Origin of the sequence: Pseudomonas canadensis, from assembly GCF_030980095.1 — a bacterium.
GTDB lineage: Bacteria > Pseudomonadota > Gammaproteobacteria > Pseudomonadales > Pseudomonadaceae > Aquipseudomonas > Aquipseudomonas canadensis.
This window is the reverse complement of sequence record NZ_CP133298.1, coordinates 5,389,750-5,409,602: the sequence shown is the minus strand read 5'-3', so window position 1 is coordinate 5,409,602 and position 19,853 is coordinate 5,389,750. Positions and strand designations below refer to the sequence as shown.

Sequence of the window (19,853 nt, the reverse complement as noted above, 5' to 3'; positions counted from 1 at the left end):
TTGGCCGGGTCCCTGGCTAAAAAGTAGTAACGACCAGGATCGTTGAATTGACGTGAGTTGGGTCCGGGCCTGTATTGGGGCTCAACGAGTTTGGCAAGGCTCAGGAGGGTCTGGCTGAACGTCCTTAAGAGTGCAAAGACTTATGGCAAAGCGTGACTATTACGAAGTATTGGGTGTGGAGCGCGGTTCCAGCGAGGCGGACCTGAAGAAGGCCTACCGTCGCTTGGCGATGAAGCACCACCCGGACCGTAATCCGGATAGCAAAGAATCCGAAGAAATGTTCAAGGAGGCCAATGAGGCCTACGAATGTCTGTCTGATCCCAACAAGCGTGCGGCGTACGACCAGTACGGCCATGCCGGCGTCGACCCGAGCATGGGTGGCGGCAGTGCCGGGTTTGGCGGTCAGAACTTCTCCGATATTTTCGGTGACGTGTTCAGCGACTTCTTCGGCGGTGGCCGCGGTGGTCAGCGTGGCGGCGCCCAGCGTGGCAGCGACTTGCGCTACACCTTGGAATTGAACCTGGAAGAGGCCGTGCGCGGCACCAGCGTCAATATCCGTGTGCCGACGCTGGTCAACTGCAAGCCGTGCGATGGTTCGGGTGCCAAGAAGGGCTCCTCGCCCATCACGTGCCCGACGTGTGGTGGTATTGGTCAGGTCCGCATGCAGCAGGGCTTCTTCTCGGTGCAGCAGACCTGCCCGCGCTGCCATGGCCAGGGCAAGATCATTTCCGATCCGTGCGATTCCTGTCACGGCGAAGGTCGCGTCGAAGAGTACAAAACCCTTTCGGTGAAAGTGCCAGCGGGCGTGGACACGGGTGATCGCATTCGTCTGTCGGGTGAAGGCGAAGCCGGTACTCAGGGCGGCCCGACGGGTGACCTGTACGTGGTGATCAACGTGCGCGAGCACTCGATCTTCCAGCGCGACGGCAAGCACCTGTTCTGTGAAGTGCCAATCAGCTTTGTTGATGCGGCGTTGGGTGGCGAGTTGGAGATTCCGACCCTTGATGGTCGCGTCAAGCTCAAGATCCCTGAAGGCACGCAGACCGGCAAACAGTTCCGCATCCGTGGCAAAGGCGTTGCGCCGGTGCGCGGTGGTGGCGCTGGTGACCTGATGTGTCGTGTGGCGGTGGAAACACCGGTCAACCTGAACCGTCGCCAGCGTGAATTGCTTGAAGAGTTCCGTAGCTCGATGGAAGGTGATGACTCCCACTCGCCGAAGACTGCGGGCTTTTTCGATGGCGTGAAGCGCTTCTTCGGCGACCTGTAAGGAATTGAGTATGCGACGTATAGCCGTAATGGGCGCTGCCGGGCGCATGGGCAAGACACTGGTCGAGGCGGTGCAGCAGCGCTCGCCGGCCTCTGGGCTGACTGCAGCGATTGTTCGTCCTGGCAGCACATTGATTGGTGCGGATGCTGGTGAGCTAGCCTCGTTGGGGCGCATTGGTGTGTCGTTGTCCGGCAATCTGGAGCAGGTGGCGGACGAATTCGATGTGCTGATCGATTTCACCCTGCCCGACGTGATGCTGAAAAACCTGGCGTTCTGCCGCAAGGCGGGCAAGGCCATGGTGATCGGCACCACCGGTTTGACGGTTGAGCAGAAGCAGTTGCTGGTGGAGGCGGGCAAGGATATCCCTGTCGTGTTCGCCGCCAATTTCAGTGTCGGTGTGAATCTGTCGCTCAAGCTGCTGGATCTGGCGGCGCGCGTGCTGGGTGATGAGGCGGATATCGAGATCATCGAAACCCATCACCGTCACAAGATCGACGCGCCGTCGGGCACTGCGCTGCGCATGGGTGAGGCGATTGCCGATGCGTTGGGTCGTGACCTGTCGAAAGTCGCGGTGTACGGCCGTGAAGGTCATACCGGTGCGCGGGCGCGGGACACCATTGGTTTCGCAACCGTGCGTGGTGGTGATGTTGTGGGTGATCACACTGTGTTGTTCGCCACTGAAGGTGAGCGCCTGGAAATCACGCACAAAGCCTCCAGTCGCATGACTTTCGCCAAGGGCGCGGTACGTGCGGCGCTCTGGTTGGAAGGCCGCGAGCCGGGCCTGTATGACATGCGCGATGTGCTGGATCTGCACTAATCAGTAGCTAAAGCAGGGCCTCAAGCTTATGCTGAGGCCCCGTTTTTACCCGCTAAGCGACGTCCTGTCGCATTCCCCTGCCTTTTAGGCTCATTAGCGGTGGACCAAAAAAGCCTTTTTCTGTAAGCTACAGCTTTAGTGTGTTCACTAAAAGCGCGCAGAATAATTCAGTGAATAAGCGGAGTGACGTGTCCATACGTCACTCCGCTTTTTTACACCTGCGATCGCCCTTTCAGGCTTTATTTACGGGAGGTCTTCTTGACTAAGCCAGCCATACTCGCCCTTGCTGATGGCAGCATTTTTCGCGGCGAAGCCATTGGAGCCGACGGTCAGACCGTTGGAGAGGTAGTGTTTAACACTGCCATGACCGGCTATCAGGAAATCCTTACCGATCCTTCCTACGCCCAACAGATCGTTACCCTGACTTATCCGCACATCGGCAACACCGGTACTACACCGGAAGACGTCGAGTCTGATTGCGTCTGGTCGGCCGGTCTGGTGATTCGTGACCTGCCACTGGTTGCGAGCAACTGGCGTAACACGATGTCGCTGTCCGATTACCTGAAAGCCAACAACGTTGTGGCGATCGCCGGTATCGATACCCGCCGCCTCACGCGCATCCTGCGTGAAAAAGGCTCGCAGAACGGCTGCATCATGGTCGGTGACAATATCTCCGAAGAGGCGGCGATTGCCGCAGCGCAAGGTTTCCCAGGCCTGAAAGGCATGGACCTGGCCAAAGTCGTCAGTGCCAAAGAGAAGTACGAGTGGCGCTCCACTGTCTGGGACCTGAAGACCGACAGCCATGCAACTATCGAAGCTGCAGACCTGCCTTACCACGTAGTGGCCTACGACTACGGCGTCAAATACAACATCCTGCGCATGCTGGTCGAGCGCGGCTGCCGCGTGACCGTGGTGCCGGCGCAAACGCCTGCCAGCGAAGTGCTCGCCTTGCAGCCGGACGGCGTGTTCCTGTCCAACGGCCCAGGTGACCCTGAGCCATGCGACTATGCCATCCAGGCGATCAAGGACGTACTGGAAACCGAGATTCCGGTGTTCGGTATCTGCCTTGGCCACCAGCTGCTGGCGCTGGCCTCCGGTGCCAAGACCCTGAAAATGGGCCACGGCCACCATGGTGCCAACCACCCGGTTCAAGACCTGGACACCGGTGTTGTGATGATCACCAGCCAGAACCACGGTTTTGCGGTAGATGAAGCATCCCTGCCGAGCAACGTGCGCGCCATTCACAAGTCGCTGTTCGACGGTTCCCTGCAGGGTATTGAGCGCACCGACAAGAGCGCGTTCAGCTTCCAGGGCCACCCTGAAGCGAGCCCGGGCCCGAACGACGTAGCGCCGCTGTTCGACCGTTTCATCAATGAGATGGCCAAGCGACGCTGACTGAGCGGCCTGCGGGTGGCCCCGAACGTCGGCGGCCCCCGCAGGCTCTTCAAAGATTGTTCAAGACGGCTTGCCGACTGACCTGCGGATTTGAGTGACAAACCCATGCCAAAACGTACAGACATAAAAAGCATCCTGATTCTCGGCGCTGGCCCGATCGTGATCGGCCAGGCCTGCGAATTCGACTACTCCGGCGCCCAGGCCTGTAAAGCCCTGCGCGAAGAGGGTTACCGCGTCATCCTGGTGAACTCCAACCCGGCCACCATCATGACCGACCCGGACATGGCTGACGCCACTTACATCGAGCCGATCAAGTGGCAGACTGTTGCCAAGATCATCGAGAAAGAGCGTCCGGACGCGCTGCTGCCAACCATGGGTGGTCAAACCGCTCTGAACTGCGCCCTGGATCTGGAGCGCGAAGGCGTCCTGGAGAAATTCGGCGTAGAAATGATCGGCGCCAATGCCGACACCATCGACAAGGCCGAAGACCGTTCGCGCTTTGACAAGGCGATGAAGTCCATCGGCCTGGACTGCCCGCGCTCGGGTATCGCCCACAGCATGGAAGAGGCCAACACAGTGCTCGAGAAGCTGGGCTTCCCGTGCATCATCCGTCCGTCCTTCACCATGGGCGGCACCGGTGGCGGTATCGCTTACAACCGTGAAGAGTTCGAAGAAATCTGTTCTCGTGGCCTGGACCTGTCGCCGACCAAAGAGCTGCTGATTGACGAGTCCCTGATCGGCTGGAAAGAGTATGAGATGGAGGTTGTCCGCGATAAGAAGGACAACTGCATCATCGTCTGTTCCATCGAAAACTTCGATCCGATGGGCGTGCACACCGGTGACTCGATCACAGTTGCGCCGGCGCAGACCCTGACGGACAAGGAATACCAGATCATGCGTAACGCCTCGCTGGCGGTACTGCGTGAAATCGGCGTGGAAACCGGCGGCTCCAACGTCCAGTTCGGCATCTGCCCGAACACGGGGCGCATGGTAGTCATCGAGATGAACCCGCGGGTATCCCGTTCCTCGGCCCTGGCCTCTAAAGCTACCGGTTTCCCGATTGCGCGTATCGCCGCCAAGTTGGCGATCGGCTATACCCTGGACGAACTGCAGAACGAAATCACCGGCGGCGCTACTCCGGCGTCCTTTGAGCCGTCGATCGACTACGTCGTCACCAAGCTGCCACGTTTCGCGTTCGAGAAATTCCCGAAAGCCGACGCACGCCTGACCACTCAAATGAAGTCGGTCGGTGAAGTCATGGCCATCGGCCGGACCTTCCAGGAGTCCCTGCAGAAAGCCTTGCGCGGTCTGGAAGTGGGCGTTTGTGGCCTGGACGAGAAGCTCGACCTGAGCAATCCGGAAAGCATGAGCATCCTCAAGCGCGAACTGACCGTGCCGGGCGCCGAGCGCATCTGGTACGTGGCTGATGCTTTCCGCGCCGGCCTGTCGGTCGAAGACATCTTCGGCATGAACATGATCGACCCGTGGTTCCTGGTGCAGATCGAAGACCTGATCAAGGAAGAAGAGAAGGTCAAGACCCTGGGTCTGGCCAGTATCGACCGCGACTTGATGTTCAAGCTCAAGCGCAAAGGTTTCTCCGACATGCGTCTGGCCAAGTTGCTGGGTGTGACCGAAAAAGCATTGCGTCGCCACCGCCACAAGCTGGAAATCTTCCCGGTCTATAAGCGCGTTGACACCTGCGCGGCCGAGTTCGCTACCGACACCGCCTACATGTACTCAACTTACGAGGAAGAGTGCGAAGCCGCGCCGTCGGGCCGCGACAAGATCATGATCCTCGGCGGTGGCCCAAACCGTATCGGCCAGGGTATCGAGTTCGACTACTGCTGCGTACACGCTGCATTGGCCCTGCGCGAAGACGGTTACGAGACCATCATGGTCAACTGCAACCCGGAAACCGTTTCCACTGACTATGACACCTCGGATCGCCTGTACTTCGAGCCAGTGACCCTGGAAGACGTGCTGGAAATCTGCCGGGTCGAGAAGCCAAAGGGCGTGATCGTCCAGTACGGCGGCCAGACTCCACTGAAGCTGGCGCGTGCCCTGGAAGAAGCAGGCGTGCCGATTATCGGCACCAGCCCAGACGCAATTGACCGTGCAGAAGACCGTGAGCGCTTCCAGCAAATGGTTGAGCGCCTGAACCTGCGCCAGCCGCCAAACGCCACCGTGCGCAGCGAAGACGAAGCCATTCGCGCAGCCAGCAAGATCGGCTACCCGCTGGTGGTGCGTCCGTCCTACGTATTGGGTGGTCGTGCGATGGAAATCGTCTACGAAGAAGAAGAGCTCAAGCGCTACCTGCGTGATGCGGTGAAAGTGTCCAACGACAGCCCGGTGCTGCTGGACCACTTCCTCAACTGCGCCATCGAGATGGATGTGGACGCCGTTTGCGACGGCACCGACGTGGTGATCGGCGCGATCATGCAGCACATCGAACAGGCGGGCGTTCACTCCGGTGACTCTGCATGCTCGCTGCCGCCGTACTCGCTGCCGGCGCACATCCAGGACGAGATGCGCGAACAGGTCAAGAAAATGGCCTTGGAATTGGGCGTAGTTGGCCTGATGAACGTACAGTTGGCGCTGCAAGGCGAAGACATCTACGTCATTGAAGTCAACCCGCGTGCTTCGCGTACCGTGCCATTTGTTTCCAAGTGCATCGGTGTCTCCCTGGCCATGATCGCGGCTCGCGTGATGGCAGGTAAGACCCTGAAAGAGATCGGCTTCACCAAGGAAATCATTCCGAACTTCTACAGCGTGAAAGAGGCGGTGTTCCCGTTCGCCAAGTTCCCTGGCGTGGACCCGATCCTGGGCCCAGAGATGAAGTCCACCGGTGAAGTGATGGGCGTGGGCGACACCTTCGGTGAAGCCTTTGCCAAGGCCCAAATGGGTGCCAGCGAAGTGCTGCCGACTGGTGGTACTGCGTTCATCAGTGTGCGTGATGATGATAAGCCACTGGTTGCAGGCGTGGCCCGTGATCTGATCAACTTGGGCTTCGAAGTCGTGGCCACCGCCGGGACCGCCAAGCTGATCGAAGCTGCCGGCTTGAAAGTGCGTCGCGTGAACAAGGTGACGGAAGGCCGTCCGCACGTGGTCGACATGATCAAGAATGACGAAGTCACCCTGATCATCAACACCACCGAAGGTCGCCAGTCGATCGCGGACTCCTACTCCATTCGTCGTAACGCCTTGCAGCACAAGATCTACTGCACCACCACCATTGCTGCTGGCGAAGCCATCTGCGAAGCGCTCAAGTTCGGTCCGGAAAAGACCGTGCGTCGCTTGCAGGATCTACACGCAGGATTGAAGGCATGACCAAATACCCAATGACCGTCCAGGGCTTCAAGGCCCTGGAAGAGGAGCACGCCCATCTGACCAAGGTCGTCCGTCCAAAGCTGAGCCAGGACATCGGTACGGCCCGCGAGCTGGGTGACTTGAAGGAAAACGCCGAATACCACGCTGCTCGCGAGCAGCAAGGTATGGTCGAGGCGCGCATCCGCGATATCGAAGGCCGCCTGCAGAACTCGGTGGTCATCGACGTGACGACCATTCCGAAGACCGGTAAGGTGATTTTCGGCACGACCGTGGAAATCGCCAACGTCGAAACGGACGAAAGTGTGGTTTACCACATCGTTGGCGAGGATGAGGCTGACTTCAAGCTCGGCAAAATCTCTGTCGGTTCTCCGCTTGCCCGCGCCTTGATTGCCAAGGAAGAGGGTGATGTGGTTGCTGTGAAAACGCCAGGCGGCGTGATCGAGTACGAGATTGTTGAAGTTAGTCACGTCTGAAAGACGGCGCCCGCTACGTGCGGGCGCCATGCTTTGGCAGCTCTCCCAGATGCTTTGGGTGGGTGGCCTGTGGTTGTTGCACATTGGCGTGTTGCCGGCGCTGGGCCTGATTGGCCTGGCACCGTTGCTGATCGATGAGATCGATGGATTACTCAGTGCGCTGCTGGTGGGTTTTGCGGCGGCGTGCGTGACGCTCCAGGCGTTGGTGCTAGTCAAGGCTGAAGGCTTGGGGAGTTTGTGGCGGGATATTCGCGGGCAACTGCTGTTGATGGCGCTGTATGCGTGTGCAATGTATTGCATTGTGCATGTCTGGCTGCCGGAAGCGTTGCGCTGGCAGCTATTCAGCTATCTTGTACTAGGGTTTTCTGGTCTGGTGCTGGTTATGCAGCCGGCGCCAGGGTGGAGTGGCAGGGCGCGCGAAGCGCGCCCGTGACCCTTGCTGTTATTTAAAAGTCATCATTTGAAGCGATGAACGTTCGACAGTTGCTTGTTGACGCTGAAGTTCTTGCGATACAGCAGCGCCATCTTGCCGATGACCTGGACCAGGTCCGCTTTGCCTGCCTTGCACAGTTCTGCAATGGCAGCCAGGCGCGCTTCGCGGTCAAGGATGTTGACCTTGATCTTGATCAGTTCATGATCGTTCAGCGCACGTTCGAATTCGGCTAACACACCTTCAGTCAAACCGTTATCTGCCACAATCAGAACTGGTTTCAGATGGTGGCCAATGGATTTGTACTGTTTCTTCTGCTCTTGAGTGAGCGGCATAATCTGACCCCTGCGTCTGATCTTGTAAAAAGCGGCGGCCAGTTTACCCGAGCGAGTCCGGGACCGCCCAGTTAATCACGACCCGTTTTATTTTTCGAGGTGGCCCGTGGCCCGTTCCAAAACCAGCCTTAAGTGGCTACAAGAACATTTCAACGATCCTTACGTCAAAAAGGCGCAGAAGGACGGCTACCGTTCGCGGGCCAGCTACAAGCTGCTGGAGATCCAGGACAAGGATAAGTTGATCCGTCCAGGCATGAGCGTTATCGATCTGGGTGCAGCCCCAGGTGGTTGGTCCCAGGTGACCAGTCGTCTGATTGGTGGGCAGGGCCGCTTGATCGCTTCCGACATTCTGGAAATGGACAGTATCCCGGATGTGACCTTTGTTCACGGTGACTTCACTCAGGATGCCGTACTCGCACAGATCCTTGAGGCTGTGGGAAATTCGCAGGTAGACCTTGTGATTTCCGACATGGCCCCCAATATGAGTGGATTACCGGCCGTTGATATGCCGCGCGCAATGTTCCTATGTGAGCTGGCGCTGGATTTGGCGGGTCGGGTTTTGCGTCCTGGTGGTGATTTTCTGGTGAAAGTCTTCCAGGGCGAGGGTTTCGACGAGTACCACAAGAACATTCGCAAGTTGTTCGAGAAGGTGCAAACGCGTAAGCCTGACTCATCCCGAGACAGGTCTCGGGAGCAGTACCTGCTGTGCCGCGGCTTCCGCGGAGTTGAAGGCGCTGCGAGTGAAGAGCGTTTTTGAGGAATTCGAGGAGGGCGATAGGTTTTTTTATATCGCTTTCGTCACGAAGCTTTACGAATATTGTGTAGTCAAAGTTTCACAAAGGGTTACAGACGGCGCCTGCCAGAGTTGTAGGTAATGTAGTAAGTTAGGCCGGTGAATATCATGCGAAGCGCGCGCCAGTAGCGGAGCTTGCTTCAGAGGGTAGTTAATTGAACGATATGGCAAAGAATCTGATCCTGTGGTTGATCATCGCGGCTGTCCTGGTGACGGTGATGAACAACTTCTCCAGCCCTAACGAGCCGCAGACCCTCAACTATTCCGACTTCATCCAGCAAGTTAAGGATGGCAAGGTCGAGCGCGTAGCGGTTGATGGCTACGTGATCACCGGCAAACGCAACGATGGCGACAGCTTCAAGACCATTCGTCCGGCAATCCAGGACAACGGTCTGATCGGCGACCTGGTGGACAACCACGTGGTGGTCGAAGGTAAGCAGCCTGAGCAGCAGAGCATCTGGACCCAATTGTTGGTAGCCAGCTTCCCGATCCTGGTGATCATCGCCGTGTTCATGTTCTTCATGCGCCAGATGCAAGGTGGTGCGGGAGGCAAGGGCGGGCCGATGAGCTTCGGCAAGAGCAAGGCACGCCTGCTCTCCGAAGATCAGGTGAAAACTACCCTGGCTGACGTTGCCGGTTGTGACGAAGCCAAGGAAGAAGTAGGCGAGCTGGTGGAGTTCCTGCGCGATCCGGGCAAGTTTCAGCGCCTGGGTGGCCGTATTCCTCGCGGTGTACTGATGGTTGGTCCTCCGGGTACCGGTAAAACCTTGCTGGCCAAGGCGATTGCCGGCGAAGCCAAGGTGCCTTTCTTCACCATTTCCGGCTCTGATTTCGTCGAAATGTTTGTCGGTGTCGGTGCCAGCCGTGTTCGCGATATGTTCGAACAGGCTAAAAAGCATGCGCCATGCATCATCTTCATCGATGAAATCGACGCCGTTGGCCGCCATCGTGGCGCCGGCATGGGGGGCGGTCATGATGAGCGTGAGCAGACCCTCAACCAACTGCTGGTTGAGATGGACGGCTTCGAAATGAACGATGGCATCATCGTCATTGCTGCAACCAACCGCCCGGATGTATTGGATCCTGCATTGCTGCGTCCAGGCCGTTTCGACCGCCAGGTGGTAGTTGGCTTGCCGGATATCCGTGGTCGCGAACAGATCCTGAAAGTACACATGCGCAAAGTGCCGATGGGAGACGACGTGGCTCCGGCCGTGATCGCCCGTGGCACTCCAGGCTTCTCCGGTGCCGACCTTGCCAACTTGGTGAACGAGGCTTCGTTGTTTGCTGCCCGTACCGGCAAGCGCATCGTTGAAATGAAAGAGTTCGAGCTGGCAAAAGACAAGATCATGATGGGTGCCGAGCGCAAATCCATGGTCATGTCCGAAAAAGAGAAACAGAACACCGCTTATCACGAAGCGGGTCACGCTATCGTTGGTCGCGTCGTGCCTGAGCATGATCCGGTCTACAAAGTGTCGATCATTCCTCGTGGTCGGGCGCTGGGTGTGACCATGTTCCTGCCGGAAGAGGATCGCTACAGTCTCTCCAAGCGCGCACTGATCAGTCAGATCTGCTCGCTCTACGGCGGTCGGATTGCTGAAGAAATGACCCTGGGCTTCGACGGTGTCACTACCGGTGCTTCCAACGACATCATGCGTGCCAGCCAGATTGCGCGGAACATGGTGACCAAGTGGGGCTTGTCGGAAAAGCTCGGTCCTTTGATGTATGCCGAGGAAGAAGGCGAAGTGTTCCTGGGTCGCGGCGGTGGTGGTCAAAACGCCAGCTTCTCCGGTGAGACGGCCAAGCTGATCGACTCCGAAGTGCGCAGCATCATTGACCAGTGCTACGGCACGGCCAAGCAGATCCTCACGGACAACCGCGACAAGCTGGATGCCATGGCGGATGCGCTGATGAAGTACGAGACCATTGATGCCGATCAGATCGACGACATCATGGCAGGTCGTGCACCTCGTGAGCCTCGCGATTGGGAAGGCGGTTCGGGCACCTCTGGTACTCCGCCAGTGGTTCAGAATGAACGCCCTGAAACCCCGATCGGCGGCCCGGCAGCTGACGTCTAAGGCTTGAAATGACTTCTGTGTTGTCCTCCACCCGGTTGCCTTGCGGCAACCGGGTTCTTGATTTAGCCCATACGCATGTCATGGGCATTCTCAACGTAACCCCCGACTCCTTTTCCGATGGCGGCCGCTTCAGCCAGCTTGATGCAGCGTTGCGACATGCTGAAGCAATGGTTGCGGCGGGAGCGACCCTGATTGATGTGGGTGGTGAGTCGACTCGGCCTGGGGCCCGCATCGTTTCTCCCTTGGAAGAGTTGGAGAGGGTGGCGCCGATCGTCGAGCGTATTGCGCGTGAGCTGGATGTGATCATCTCGGTTGATACGTCGACGCCGGCCGTGATGCGCGAAACTGCCCGCCTTGGGGCGGGGCTGATCAACGATGTGCGCTCTCTCCAGCGCGACGGCGCCCTTGATGCGGCGGCGGCAACCGGTCTGCCGGTGTGTCTGATGCACATGCTGGGGGAACCCGGCAACATGCAGGACAGCCCTCACTATGATGACCTTGTCGGCGAAGTCAGCGGTTTTCTCGCTGAGCGGGTCGCTCGGTGTGCTGTCGCGGGGATTGCTGAGGAAAAAATCATCCTCGATCCCGGCTTCGGTTTCGCCAAGACCCTGCAGCACAACCTGAGTCTGTTCAAGCATATGGAAGCCCTGCACGCCCTTGGTCGGCCCCTATTGGTCGGCGTTTCGCGCAAGAGCATGATAGGGCTGGCCTTGAATCGTCCAGTGGGTGAACGGTTATATGGCGGCCTTGCACTGGCTGCGCTGGCGGTGACCAAGGGTGCGCGTATCTTGCGTGTGCATGATGTCGCCGAGACCGTAGATGTCGTGCGTATGATTGCCGCTGTAGAATCAGCCGAATAAGAATGATGGAGCACTTATGACTAAAAAATACTTTGGCACCGACGGTATCCGTGGTCGGGTCGGCGAATTTCCGATTACTCCTGATTTCATGCTCAAGCTGGGCTGGGCGGCGGGCATGGCGTTCCGCAGTATGGGCGCGTGCCGCATTCTGGTGGGCAAGGACACCCGTATCTCGGGGTACATGTTTGAGTCGGCACTGGAGGCGGGCCTGTCCGCCGCAGGCGCGGATGTGATGCTGTTGGGGCCCATGCCGACGCCGGCGATCGCTTACCTGACGCGTACCTTTCACGCTGAAGCCGGTATCGTGATCAGTGCCTCGCACAATCCTCATGATGACAACGGCATCAAATTCTTCTCGGGCCAGGGCACCAAGCTGCCGGATGAGATCGAGTTGATGATCGAAGAGTTGCTGGACGCGCCGATGACGGTGGTTGAATCCAGCAAGCTGGGCAAGGTGTCGCGTATCAATGACGCCTCTGGCCGCTATATCGAATTCTGTAAGAGCAGTGTGCCGAGCAGCACCAATTTTGCCGGCTTGAAGATTGTGGTCGACTGCGCACACGGCGCGACCTACAAGGTCGCACCGAGCGTGTTCAAGGAGTTGGGCGCGGACGTGACGGTATTGTCGGCTCAGCCCAACGGGCTGAACATCAACGAAAACTGTGGTTCCACCCATATGGAACAACTGCAGGCGGCCGTCCTGGCCGAGCATGCCGACTTGGGTATCGCCTTCGACGGCGATGGTGATCGCGTGCTGATGGTGGATCACACGGGCGCGATTGTTGATGGCGATGACCTGTTGTTCATCATTGCGCGTGACATGCACGAGCGTAACAAGCTGCAGGGTGGCGTCGTCGGTACTTTGATGAGCAACCTGGGGCTTGAGTTGGCCCTGGCGGACCTGGGTATTCCCTTCGTGCGCGCCAATGTCGGTGACCGCTATGTAATCGCCGAGCTGCTTGAGCGTAACTGGCAGGTGGGGGGGGAGAACTCAGGGCACGTAGTCTGCTTCCAGCACACCACCACAGGTGACGCGATCATCGCTGCGTTGCAGGTTCTGTTGTCCTTGCGTCGACGCGAAGAGAGTCTGGCCCAGGCGCGCCAGGCGCTGCGCAAATGTCCGCAAGTGCTGCTCAATGTGCGTTTTGGTGGCGGCGAAAACCCGATCGAGCACCCGGCTGTCAAAGAGGCGTGTGAGCGCGTGACCCTCGCTATGGCGGGGCGTGGTCGCGTGTTGTTGCGCAAGTCCGGCACAGAGCCTCTGGTGCGTGTCATGGTCGAAGGTGACGATGAAACACAGGTTCGCGGCCATGCCGAAGACCTGGCAAAACTGGTAACTGAAGTTTGCGCCTGAATTCGGCTTGCCAGTGATGATGTGGTTGGGTAACATCTGCGCCCACTTTGACCGACGAGGTACAGCATGCGTCGCACTATGGTAGCTGGTAACTGGAAGATGCACGGTACCCGCGCCAGTGTCGCTGAGCTGATCAATGGCCTTCGTCACTTGGCCTTGCCGAGCGGTGTTGATGTTGCGGTGTTCCCGCCTTGCTTGCATATCAACCAAGTGGTTGATGGCTTGAAAGGCAAGTCGATTCAGGTCGGCGCGCAGAACTCCGCAGTGGAGCCAATGCAAGGTGCGTTGACCGGTGAGATTTCGCCGAGTCAGTTGGTCGATGCGGGTTGTTCCTATGTGCTTGTCGGGCACTCCGAGCGCCGTCAGATGATGGGCGAGCGTGATGGGACACTCAATCGTAAGTTCGCAGCGGCACAGGCTTGTGGCTTGATTCCGGTGTTGTGCATAGGGGAGACCCTGGAGCAGCGGGAATCGGGCAAGACTCTTGAAGTTGTCTCGCGTCAGCTAGGCAGTATCATTGAGGAGTTGGGTGTTGGTGCGTTTGCAAAGGCAGTAATTGCTTACGAGCCGGTCTGGGCCATTGGTACCGGGCTGACTGCTACACCGCAACAGGCGCAGGATGTGCACGCAGCCATCCGCGCGCAGTTGGCGGCAGAGAATTCTGAGGTCGCACAAGGTGTGCGTCTTCTATACGGCGGCAGCGTGAAGGCGGCCAATGCGGTCGAACTGTTCGGCATGCCGGATATCGATGGGGGGCTCATTGGTGGAGCTTCCCTGAATGCAGATGAGTTCGGTGCGATCTGTCGCGCCGCGGGAAACTGAAAAAATGCTGGAAACAGTCGTAGTCGTTTTTCATCTGTTGGCTGCTCTGAGCGTCGTCGCTCTGGTTTTGCTGCAACAGGGTAAAGGTGCGGATGCTGGTGCGTCTTTCGGTGCAGGTGCTTCAAATACTGTGTTCGGAAGCCAAGGTTCCTCTACCTTTCTTAGTAAGTTTACTGCTATACTTGCCGCCGGTTTCTTCATAACCAGCTTGGGGTTAGGTTACTTTGCTAAAGAGAAAGCTCATGTGCTGACTCAAGTAGGTCTCCCAAACCCAGCAGTGTTGGAAGTACCAAAAGCAAAACCGGCTTCTGATGATGTCCCGGTGCTTCAAGAGCAAAAGTCGGCTACTCCAGCGACTGACGTACCTCCAGCTCAAGAGCAGAAGTAAGAAGGGTTGTAATCGCTGTATTGCCGAGGTGGTGGAATTGGTAGACACGCAACCTTGAGGTGGTTGTGCCCATAGGGTGTAGGGGTTCGAGTCCCCTTCTCGGTACCAATTATCAGGAGAGCCCGCTGTTGCGGGCTTTCTTGTAGGTGGAAGGTTACATTGACCCTGTAAGGGATCGGTCGTATACTTCCGCCCCAGCTTTGTCGCGGGGTGGAGCAGTCTGGTAGCTCGTCGGGCTCATAACCCGAAGGTCGTCGGTTCAAATCCGGCCCCCGCAACCAGTTTTAGCGGAGCCCCTTTTAAGGGGCTTTTTGTTAGCTGGACACTTTCAACGCCGCTGTTCGACGGCGTTTCAAGGATGGGCGTTTCGCCCATTTTTTTATTTTGCACAGCATGCACATACATGCACGAGGGGGTTCAGGTGTCGAGCAAGCTAGAAGAGTTGCAGGCCTTGCTGGCCCCGGTGGTCGTGGCCCTAGGCTATGAATGCTGGGGTATTGAGTTTTCGGCTCAAGGTCGCCACTCAATGTTGCGCGTTTATATCGATAAAGAGGGCGGCGTGCTGGTGGACGATTGTGCCATTGTCAGCCGTCAGATTAGCGGTGTGCTGGATGTTGAAGATCCGATCTCCGTTGAATACACCCTCGAAGTTTCCTCGCCTGGCATGGAACGCCCACTGTTCACTATTGATCAGTTTGCAAAATTTGCCGGTGAACAAGTGAAGATCAAGCTGCGTTCTCCCTTCGAAGGGCGACGCAACTTTCAGGGCCTTCTGCGCGGTGTAGAAGAACAGGATGTCGTGGTGCAGGTAGAAGACCATGAGTTCCTGTTGCCGATCGATATGATCGACAAGGCCAACATTATTCCCAGTTTTGACTGAGACGCGGATCCCGCGGATCCAATGGCTTGCGAAAGGCGAGGCGTACGATGAGCAAAGAAGTACTGCTGGTTGTTGAGTCGGTATCCAATGAAAAGGGCGTACCGGCAAACGTGATTTTTGAAGCGCTGGAGCTGGCCCTGGCCACTGCTACCAAAAAGCGTTTTGAAGACGAAGTTGATCTGCGTGTGGAAATCAATCGCCACACCGGTGCCTATGAGACTTTCCGTCGCTGGACGGTCGTCGAAGAAGCCGATCTTGATGATCCGGCCATCGAAACCTGGCCAAGCAAGGTTGCCGAAACGCATCCTGGTGCCAAGGTCGGTGATGTCGTCGAAGAAAAGATCGAGTCGATCGAATTCGGCCGTATTGCTGCACAGACCGCCAAACAGGTCATCGTGCAGAAGGTTCGCGAAGCCGAGCGCGCTCAAGTCGTTGACGCTTATCGCGAGCGCCTGGGTGAAATCATCTCCGGCACCGTGAAAAAAGTCACCCGCGACAACGTGATCGTCGACCTGGGCAACAACGCCGAAGCGTTGCTGGCCCGCGAAGACATCATCTCTCGCGAAACCTTCCGTGTCGGCGTGCGTCTGCGTGCGCTGCTCAAGGAAATCCGCACCGAGAACCGCGGCCCTCAGTTGATCCTGTCGCGTACTGCGCCGGAAATGCTGATCGAGCTGTTCCGTATCGAAGTGCCGGAAATCGCCGAAGGCCTGATCGAAGTCATGGCTGCGTCCCGCGATCCGGGTTCGCGTGCCAAGATTGCGGTCCGCTCCAAGGACAAACGCATCGATCCGCAAGGCGCTTGCATCGGTATGCGCGGTTCGCGCGTCCAGGCAGTGTCGGGCGAATTGGGTGGTGAGCGTGTGGACATCGTCCTGTGGGACGATAACCCGGCGCAGTTCGTAATCAACGCCATGTCGCCGGCTGAAGTGGCGGCAATTATCGTTGACGAGGATGCCCATGCAATGGACATCGCCGTTGGCGCAGACAATCTGGCTCAGGCCATTGGTCGTGGTGGTCAGAACGTGCGTCTGGCCAGCCAACTGACCGGCTGGACCCTGAACGTGATGACCGAATCGGACATCCAGGCTAAGCAGCAAGCTGAAACCGGTGACATCCTGCGCAACTTCATCGAAGAGCTGGAAGTCGATGAAGACCTGGCACAGGTGCTGGTAGATGAAGGCTTCACCAGCCTGGAAGAGATTGCCTACGTACCGTTGGAAGAAATGCTCAACATCGACGGCTTTGACGAAGACACCGTCAACGAGCTTCGCGCTCGGGCCAAGGATCGTTTGTTGACTAAAGCCATCGCTACTGAGGAAAAGCTGGCAGACGCCCATCCGGCCGAAGACCTGCTCTCGCTTGAGGGTATGGACAAGGATTTGGCGATGGAACTGGCGGTGCGCGGCGTAATTACCCGCGAAGACCTGGCCGAGCAGTCTATTGACGATCTGCTCGACATCGACGGCATTGACGATGATCGTGCCGGCAAGTTGATCATGGCCGCCCGAGCCCATTGGTTCGAGTAACTAGGCGCGGCCTGAGGAGAGAAGTGCATGACGCAAGTCACGGTGAAACAACTGGCCGATGAGGTCAAAACACCGGTAGAGCGCCTGTTGCAGCAGATGCGTGAGGCAGGTCTGCCGCACACCGCCGCCGATGAAGGTGTGAGCGATAGTGAGAAGCAGTCTTTGCTGACTCACTTGAAGAGCAGCCACAAGGCGAAAGTGGAAGAACCGCGCAAGATTACATTGCAGCGCAAAACCACCAGCACCTTGCGTGTTGCTGGTAGCAAGAGCATCAGCGTTGAAGTACGCAAGAAGAAAGTCTTCGTACAACGCAGCCCGGAAGAAATCGAAGCCGAGCGCAAACGCGAACTGGAAGAACGTCGCGCAGTAGAAAATGCTGCACGTCAGAAGGCTGAAGAAGAAGCCAAGCGTCGCGCCGAAGAAGAAGCGCGTCGCCAGCCTGCTGCTGCGCAACCTGCTGCCACTGAAGCGGTCGCCGCGCCTAGCGCTCCTGTAGAAGCTGTGCGTGAGGCCGCTTCGGTTGCCGCTGCACCAGCGCCTGCTGCTGACGCTCGTAAGCGTGACGAACCTCGTCGCCCAGACAAGCCACGTGCCGACGATAACAATCGTCGTGGCGGTGGTGGCGATGGCGAGCGCAAAAACGCTCCGCATCGTGCCTCGGTCAAAGAGAAAGCGCCTGCTCCACGCGTTGCCCCACGTACTACCGACGAAGAAAGCGATGGCTTCCGTCGTGGTGGTCGCGGCAAGGCCAAGCTGAAGAAACGCAACGCCCACGGTTTCCAGAGCCCAACCGGCCCTGTCGTGCGTGAAGTGAAGATCGGCGAGACCATCACTGTGGGCGACCTCGCTCAACAGATGTCGGTCAAGGCTGCTGAAATCATCAAGTTCATGTTCAAGCTGGGTACTCCGGCCACCATCAACCAGGTACTGGACCAGGAAACTGCCCAGTTGGTTGCTGAAGAGCTGGGCCACAAAGTGACCCTGGTCAGCGACACCGCCCTGGAAGATTCCCTGGCCGAGTCCCTGAAGTTTGAAGGTGAGGCGGTTTCCCGTGCACCAGTCGTGACCGTAATGGGCCACGTTGACCACGGTAAGACCTCCCTGCTCGACTACATCCGTCGTGCCAAGGTTGCTGCTGGCGAAGCCGGTGGTATCACCCAGCACATCGGTGCGTACCACGTTGAAACCGAGCGTGGCATGGTGACGTTCCTCGATACTCCTGGTCACGCCGCGTTTACCGCAATGCGTGCCCGTGGTGCCAAGGCGACCGACATCGTGATCCTGGTGGTTGCAGCGGACGACGGCGTGATGCCACAAACCATCGAAGCCGTTCAGCATGCCAAGGCAGCTGGCGTTCCGTTGGTAGTAGCAGTGAACAAGATCGACAAGCCGGGCGCCGATCTCGATCGCATCCGTAGCGAATTGTCGGTTCACGGCGTGACGTCCGAAGAGTGGGGTGGCGACACTCCATTCGTACCGGTCTCCGCGAAGATGGGTACCGGCGTTGACGAACTGCTCGAAGCTGTTCTGTTGCAAGCCGAAGTTCTGGAACTGACCGCTACGCCATCGGCTCCTGGCCGTGGTGTTGTCGTTGAGTCCCGTCTCGACAAGGGCCGTGGCCCGGTTGCTACCGTTCTGGTTCAAGACGGTACCCTGCGCCAAGGCGACATGGTACTGGTCGGTTCGAACTACGGCCGTGTACGTGCCATGCTCGACGAGAACGGCAAGCCAATCAAGGAAGCAGGTCCTGCTATCCCGGTCGAGATCCTCGGCCTGGACGGTACGCCGGACGCTGGCGACGAGATGAGCGTGGTTGCCGACGAGAAGAAAGCCCGTGAAGTGGCTCTGTTCCGTCAAGGCAAGTTCCGCGAAGTCAAGCTGGCCCGTGCTCACGCCGGCAAGCTGGAAAACATCTTCGAGAACATGGGCCAGGAAGAGAAGAAGACGCTTAACATCGTCCTCAAATCTGACGTACGTGGTTCCCTCGAAGCGTTGAACGGCGCCTTGAATGGCCTGGGTAACGACGAAGTGCAAGTGCGCGTTGTCGGTGGCGGTGTCGGTGGTATCACCGAATCCGACGCCAACCTGGCACTGGCTTCCAACGCTGTACTGTTCGGCTTCAACGTGCGTGCCGATGCCGGCGCTCGCAAGATCGTCGAGCAAGAAGGCTTGGACATGCGTTACTACAACGTCATCTACGACATCATCGAAGACGTCAAGAAAGCCCTCACCGGCATGCTTGGCAGCGACGTCCGGGAGAACATCCTGGGTGTGGCCGAGGTGCGTGACGTGTTCCGCTCGCCGAAATTCGGCGCGATCGCCGGTTGCATGGTTATCGAAGGTGTTGTGCACCGTAACCGTCCAATCCGTGTACTGCGTGAAGACATCGTTATCTTCGAAGGCGAGCTGGAATCCCTGCGCCGCTTCAAGGATGACGCTTCCGAAGTACGTGCCGGCATGGAATGCGGTATCGGCGTCAAGAGCTACAACGACGTCAAGGTTGGCGACAAGATCGAAGTCTTCGAGAAGGTTCAGGTTGCTCGCAGCCTCTAACTCGCGCACTTCCGGAGCCACGCCGCGTGTGGGCATGCAAATGCCCCGCGCAGCGTACGGACTCTAAACGCAACGCCCGGTCTGGCTTTTGTCAGGCCGGGCGTTTGCCGCTTTCAGACCCCACGGGTTTCACCGTGTGGCAGTAACAGGTAACAAGACATGGCAAAAGAATACAGCCGTACCCAGCGTATCGGCGATCAGATGCAGCGCGAGCTGGCCCAACTGATCCGTCGCGAAGTCAAAGACCCTCGCGTTGGCCTGGTCACCATCACCGCCGTAGAAGTGAGCCGTGACGTGGGTCACGCCAAGATCTTCATCACCGTGATGGGGCAGGACAGCAGCGAAGAAATCGCACAAAGCATCAAGGTGCTCAACTCGGCCGCAGGTTTCCTGCGCATGCAGTTGGCCCGTGAAATGAAGCTGCGCAGTGTTCCTCAGTTGCACTTCCACTACGACGAAAGCGTCGTGCGGGGTGCGCACCTGTCGGCACTGATCGAGCGCGCCGTGGCTGAAGACAGCCAGCATCCGTCCACACCTGAAGACGCCAAGGAGTAA

General features: G+C 58.0%; 17 protein-coding genes and 2 tRNA genes. 18 read left to right on the top strand and 1 reads right to left on the bottom strand.

Features of this window, described 5'->3' with window-relative positions:
- The first annotated feature begins 142 nt into the window (after positions 1-142).
- The 6 genes from dnaJ (at position 143) to RB216_RS25130 (ending at position 7,712) form a co-directional block, all read left to right on the top strand.
- A complete protein-coding gene (dnaJ, locus tag RB216_RS25155; RefSeq protein WP_236318550.1) occupies positions 143-1,267 on the top strand; it encodes a molecular chaperone DnaJ in 1,125 nt (374 codons plus the stop codon).
- A gap of 10 nt (positions 1,268-1,277) precedes the next feature.
- A complete protein-coding gene (gene dapB / locus RB216_RS25150) occupies positions 1,278-2,084 on the top strand; it encodes a 4-hydroxy-tetrahydrodipicolinate reductase (RefSeq protein WP_308908014.1) in 807 nt (268 codons plus the stop codon).
- A gap of 258 nt (positions 2,085-2,342) precedes the next feature.
- Positions 2,343-3,479, top strand: a complete 1,137-nt coding sequence (gene carA / locus RB216_RS25145; RefSeq protein WP_028617975.1) for a glutamine-hydrolyzing carbamoyl-phosphate synthase small subunit — start codon at positions 2,343-2,345, stop codon at positions 3,477-3,479.
- Positions 3,480-3,584: 105 nt separating this feature from the next.
- Entirely contained in the window at positions 3,585-6,806 is a 3,222-nt protein-coding gene (gene carB / locus RB216_RS25140) for a carbamoyl-phosphate synthase large subunit (RefSeq protein WP_068935249.1), read from the top strand.
- A complete protein-coding gene (gene greA, locus RB216_RS25135; RefSeq protein WP_028617973.1) occupies positions 6,803-7,279 on the top strand; it encodes a transcription elongation factor GreA in 477 nt (158 codons plus the stop codon). The genes carB and greA overlap by 4 nt, the downstream gene beginning before the upstream one ends.
- 28 nt (positions 7,280-7,307) lie before the next feature.
- The gene (locus RB216_RS25130) at positions 7,308-7,712 is read left to right on the top strand and encodes a hypothetical protein (protein WP_025999772.1); all 405 of its coding nucleotides are present in this window, start codon (positions 7,308-7,310) and stop codon (positions 7,710-7,712) included.
- 23 nt (positions 7,713-7,735) lie between these two features.
- Here RB216_RS25130 and yhbY read toward each other — a convergent pair whose 3' ends face one another.
- Entirely contained in the window at positions 7,736-8,044 is a 309-nt protein-coding gene (gene yhbY, locus RB216_RS25125; RefSeq protein WP_028617972.1) for a ribosome assembly RNA-binding protein YhbY, read from the bottom strand.
- A gap of 106 nt (positions 8,045-8,150) precedes the next feature.
- Here yhbY and rlmE point away from each other — a divergent pair, with 106 nt between their 5' ends.
- The 12 genes from rlmE (at position 8,151) to rbfA (ending at position 19,853) form a co-directional block, all read left to right on the top strand.
- The gene (gene rlmE, locus RB216_RS25120; RefSeq protein WP_016976819.1) at positions 8,151-8,801 is read left to right on the top strand and encodes a 23S rRNA (uridine(2552)-2'-O)-methyltransferase RlmE; all 651 of its coding nucleotides are present in this window, start codon (positions 8,151-8,153) and stop codon (positions 8,799-8,801) included.
- A gap of 200 nt (positions 8,802-9,001) precedes the next feature.
- Positions 9,002-10,912 carry an ATP-dependent zinc metalloprotease FtsH gene (gene ftsH / locus RB216_RS25115; RefSeq protein WP_016976820.1) on the top strand — a complete coding sequence of 637 codons (1,911 nt, stop codon included), beginning with the start codon at positions 9,002-9,004 and terminating at the stop codon, positions 10,910-10,912.
- An 8-nt stretch (positions 10,913-10,920) separates the two neighbouring features.
- Positions 10,921-11,772, top strand: coding sequence for a dihydropteroate synthase (gene folP / locus RB216_RS25110; RefSeq protein ID WP_028617971.1), 852 nt, complete (start codon positions 10,921-10,923; stop codon positions 11,770-11,772).
- Between the two features lie 16 nt (positions 11,773-11,788).
- Positions 11,789-13,126: a phosphoglucosamine mutase gene (glmM, locus tag RB216_RS25105; protein WP_028617970.1), complete on the top strand. Its 1,338-nt coding sequence runs from the start codon at positions 11,789-11,791 to the stop codon at positions 13,124-13,126.
- 66 nt (positions 13,127-13,192) lie between these two features.
- Complete coding sequence (gene tpiA / locus RB216_RS25100) at positions 13,193-13,948, top strand: triose-phosphate isomerase (protein ID WP_003194193.1); 756 nt, start codon at positions 13,193-13,195, stop codon at positions 13,946-13,948.
- A 4-nt stretch (positions 13,949-13,952) separates the two neighbouring features.
- On the top strand, positions 13,953-14,336 hold the full coding sequence (gene secG, locus RB216_RS25095) for a preprotein translocase subunit SecG (protein WP_003194191.1): 384 nt from the start codon (positions 13,953-13,955) through the stop codon (positions 14,334-14,336).
- Between the two features lie 22 nt (positions 14,337-14,358).
- Positions 14,359-14,444: transfer RNA gene (locus tag RB216_RS25090), tRNA-Leu, on the top strand.
- A gap of 96 nt (positions 14,445-14,540) precedes the next feature.
- Positions 14,541-14,617, top strand: a tRNA-Met gene (locus tag RB216_RS25085).
- A gap of 140 nt (positions 14,618-14,757) precedes the next feature.
- On the top strand, positions 14,758-15,216 hold the full coding sequence (gene rimP, locus RB216_RS25080; protein ID WP_003235029.1) for a ribosome maturation factor RimP: 459 nt from the start codon (positions 14,758-14,760) through the stop codon (positions 15,214-15,216).
- Between the two features lie 47 nt (positions 15,217-15,263).
- A complete protein-coding gene (gene nusA, locus RB216_RS25075) occupies positions 15,264-16,745 on the top strand; it encodes a transcription termination factor NusA (protein WP_025857112.1) in 1,482 nt (493 codons plus the stop codon).
- 27 nt (positions 16,746-16,772) lie between these two features.
- Complete coding sequence (gene infB, locus RB216_RS25070) at positions 16,773-19,298, top strand: translation initiation factor IF-2 (RefSeq protein WP_028617969.1); 2,526 nt, start codon at positions 16,773-16,775, stop codon at positions 19,296-19,298.
- A 159-nt stretch (positions 19,299-19,457) separates the two neighbouring features.
- Entirely contained in the window at positions 19,458-19,853 is a 396-nt protein-coding gene (rbfA, locus tag RB216_RS25065) for a 30S ribosome-binding factor RbfA (protein ID WP_016973761.1), read from the top strand.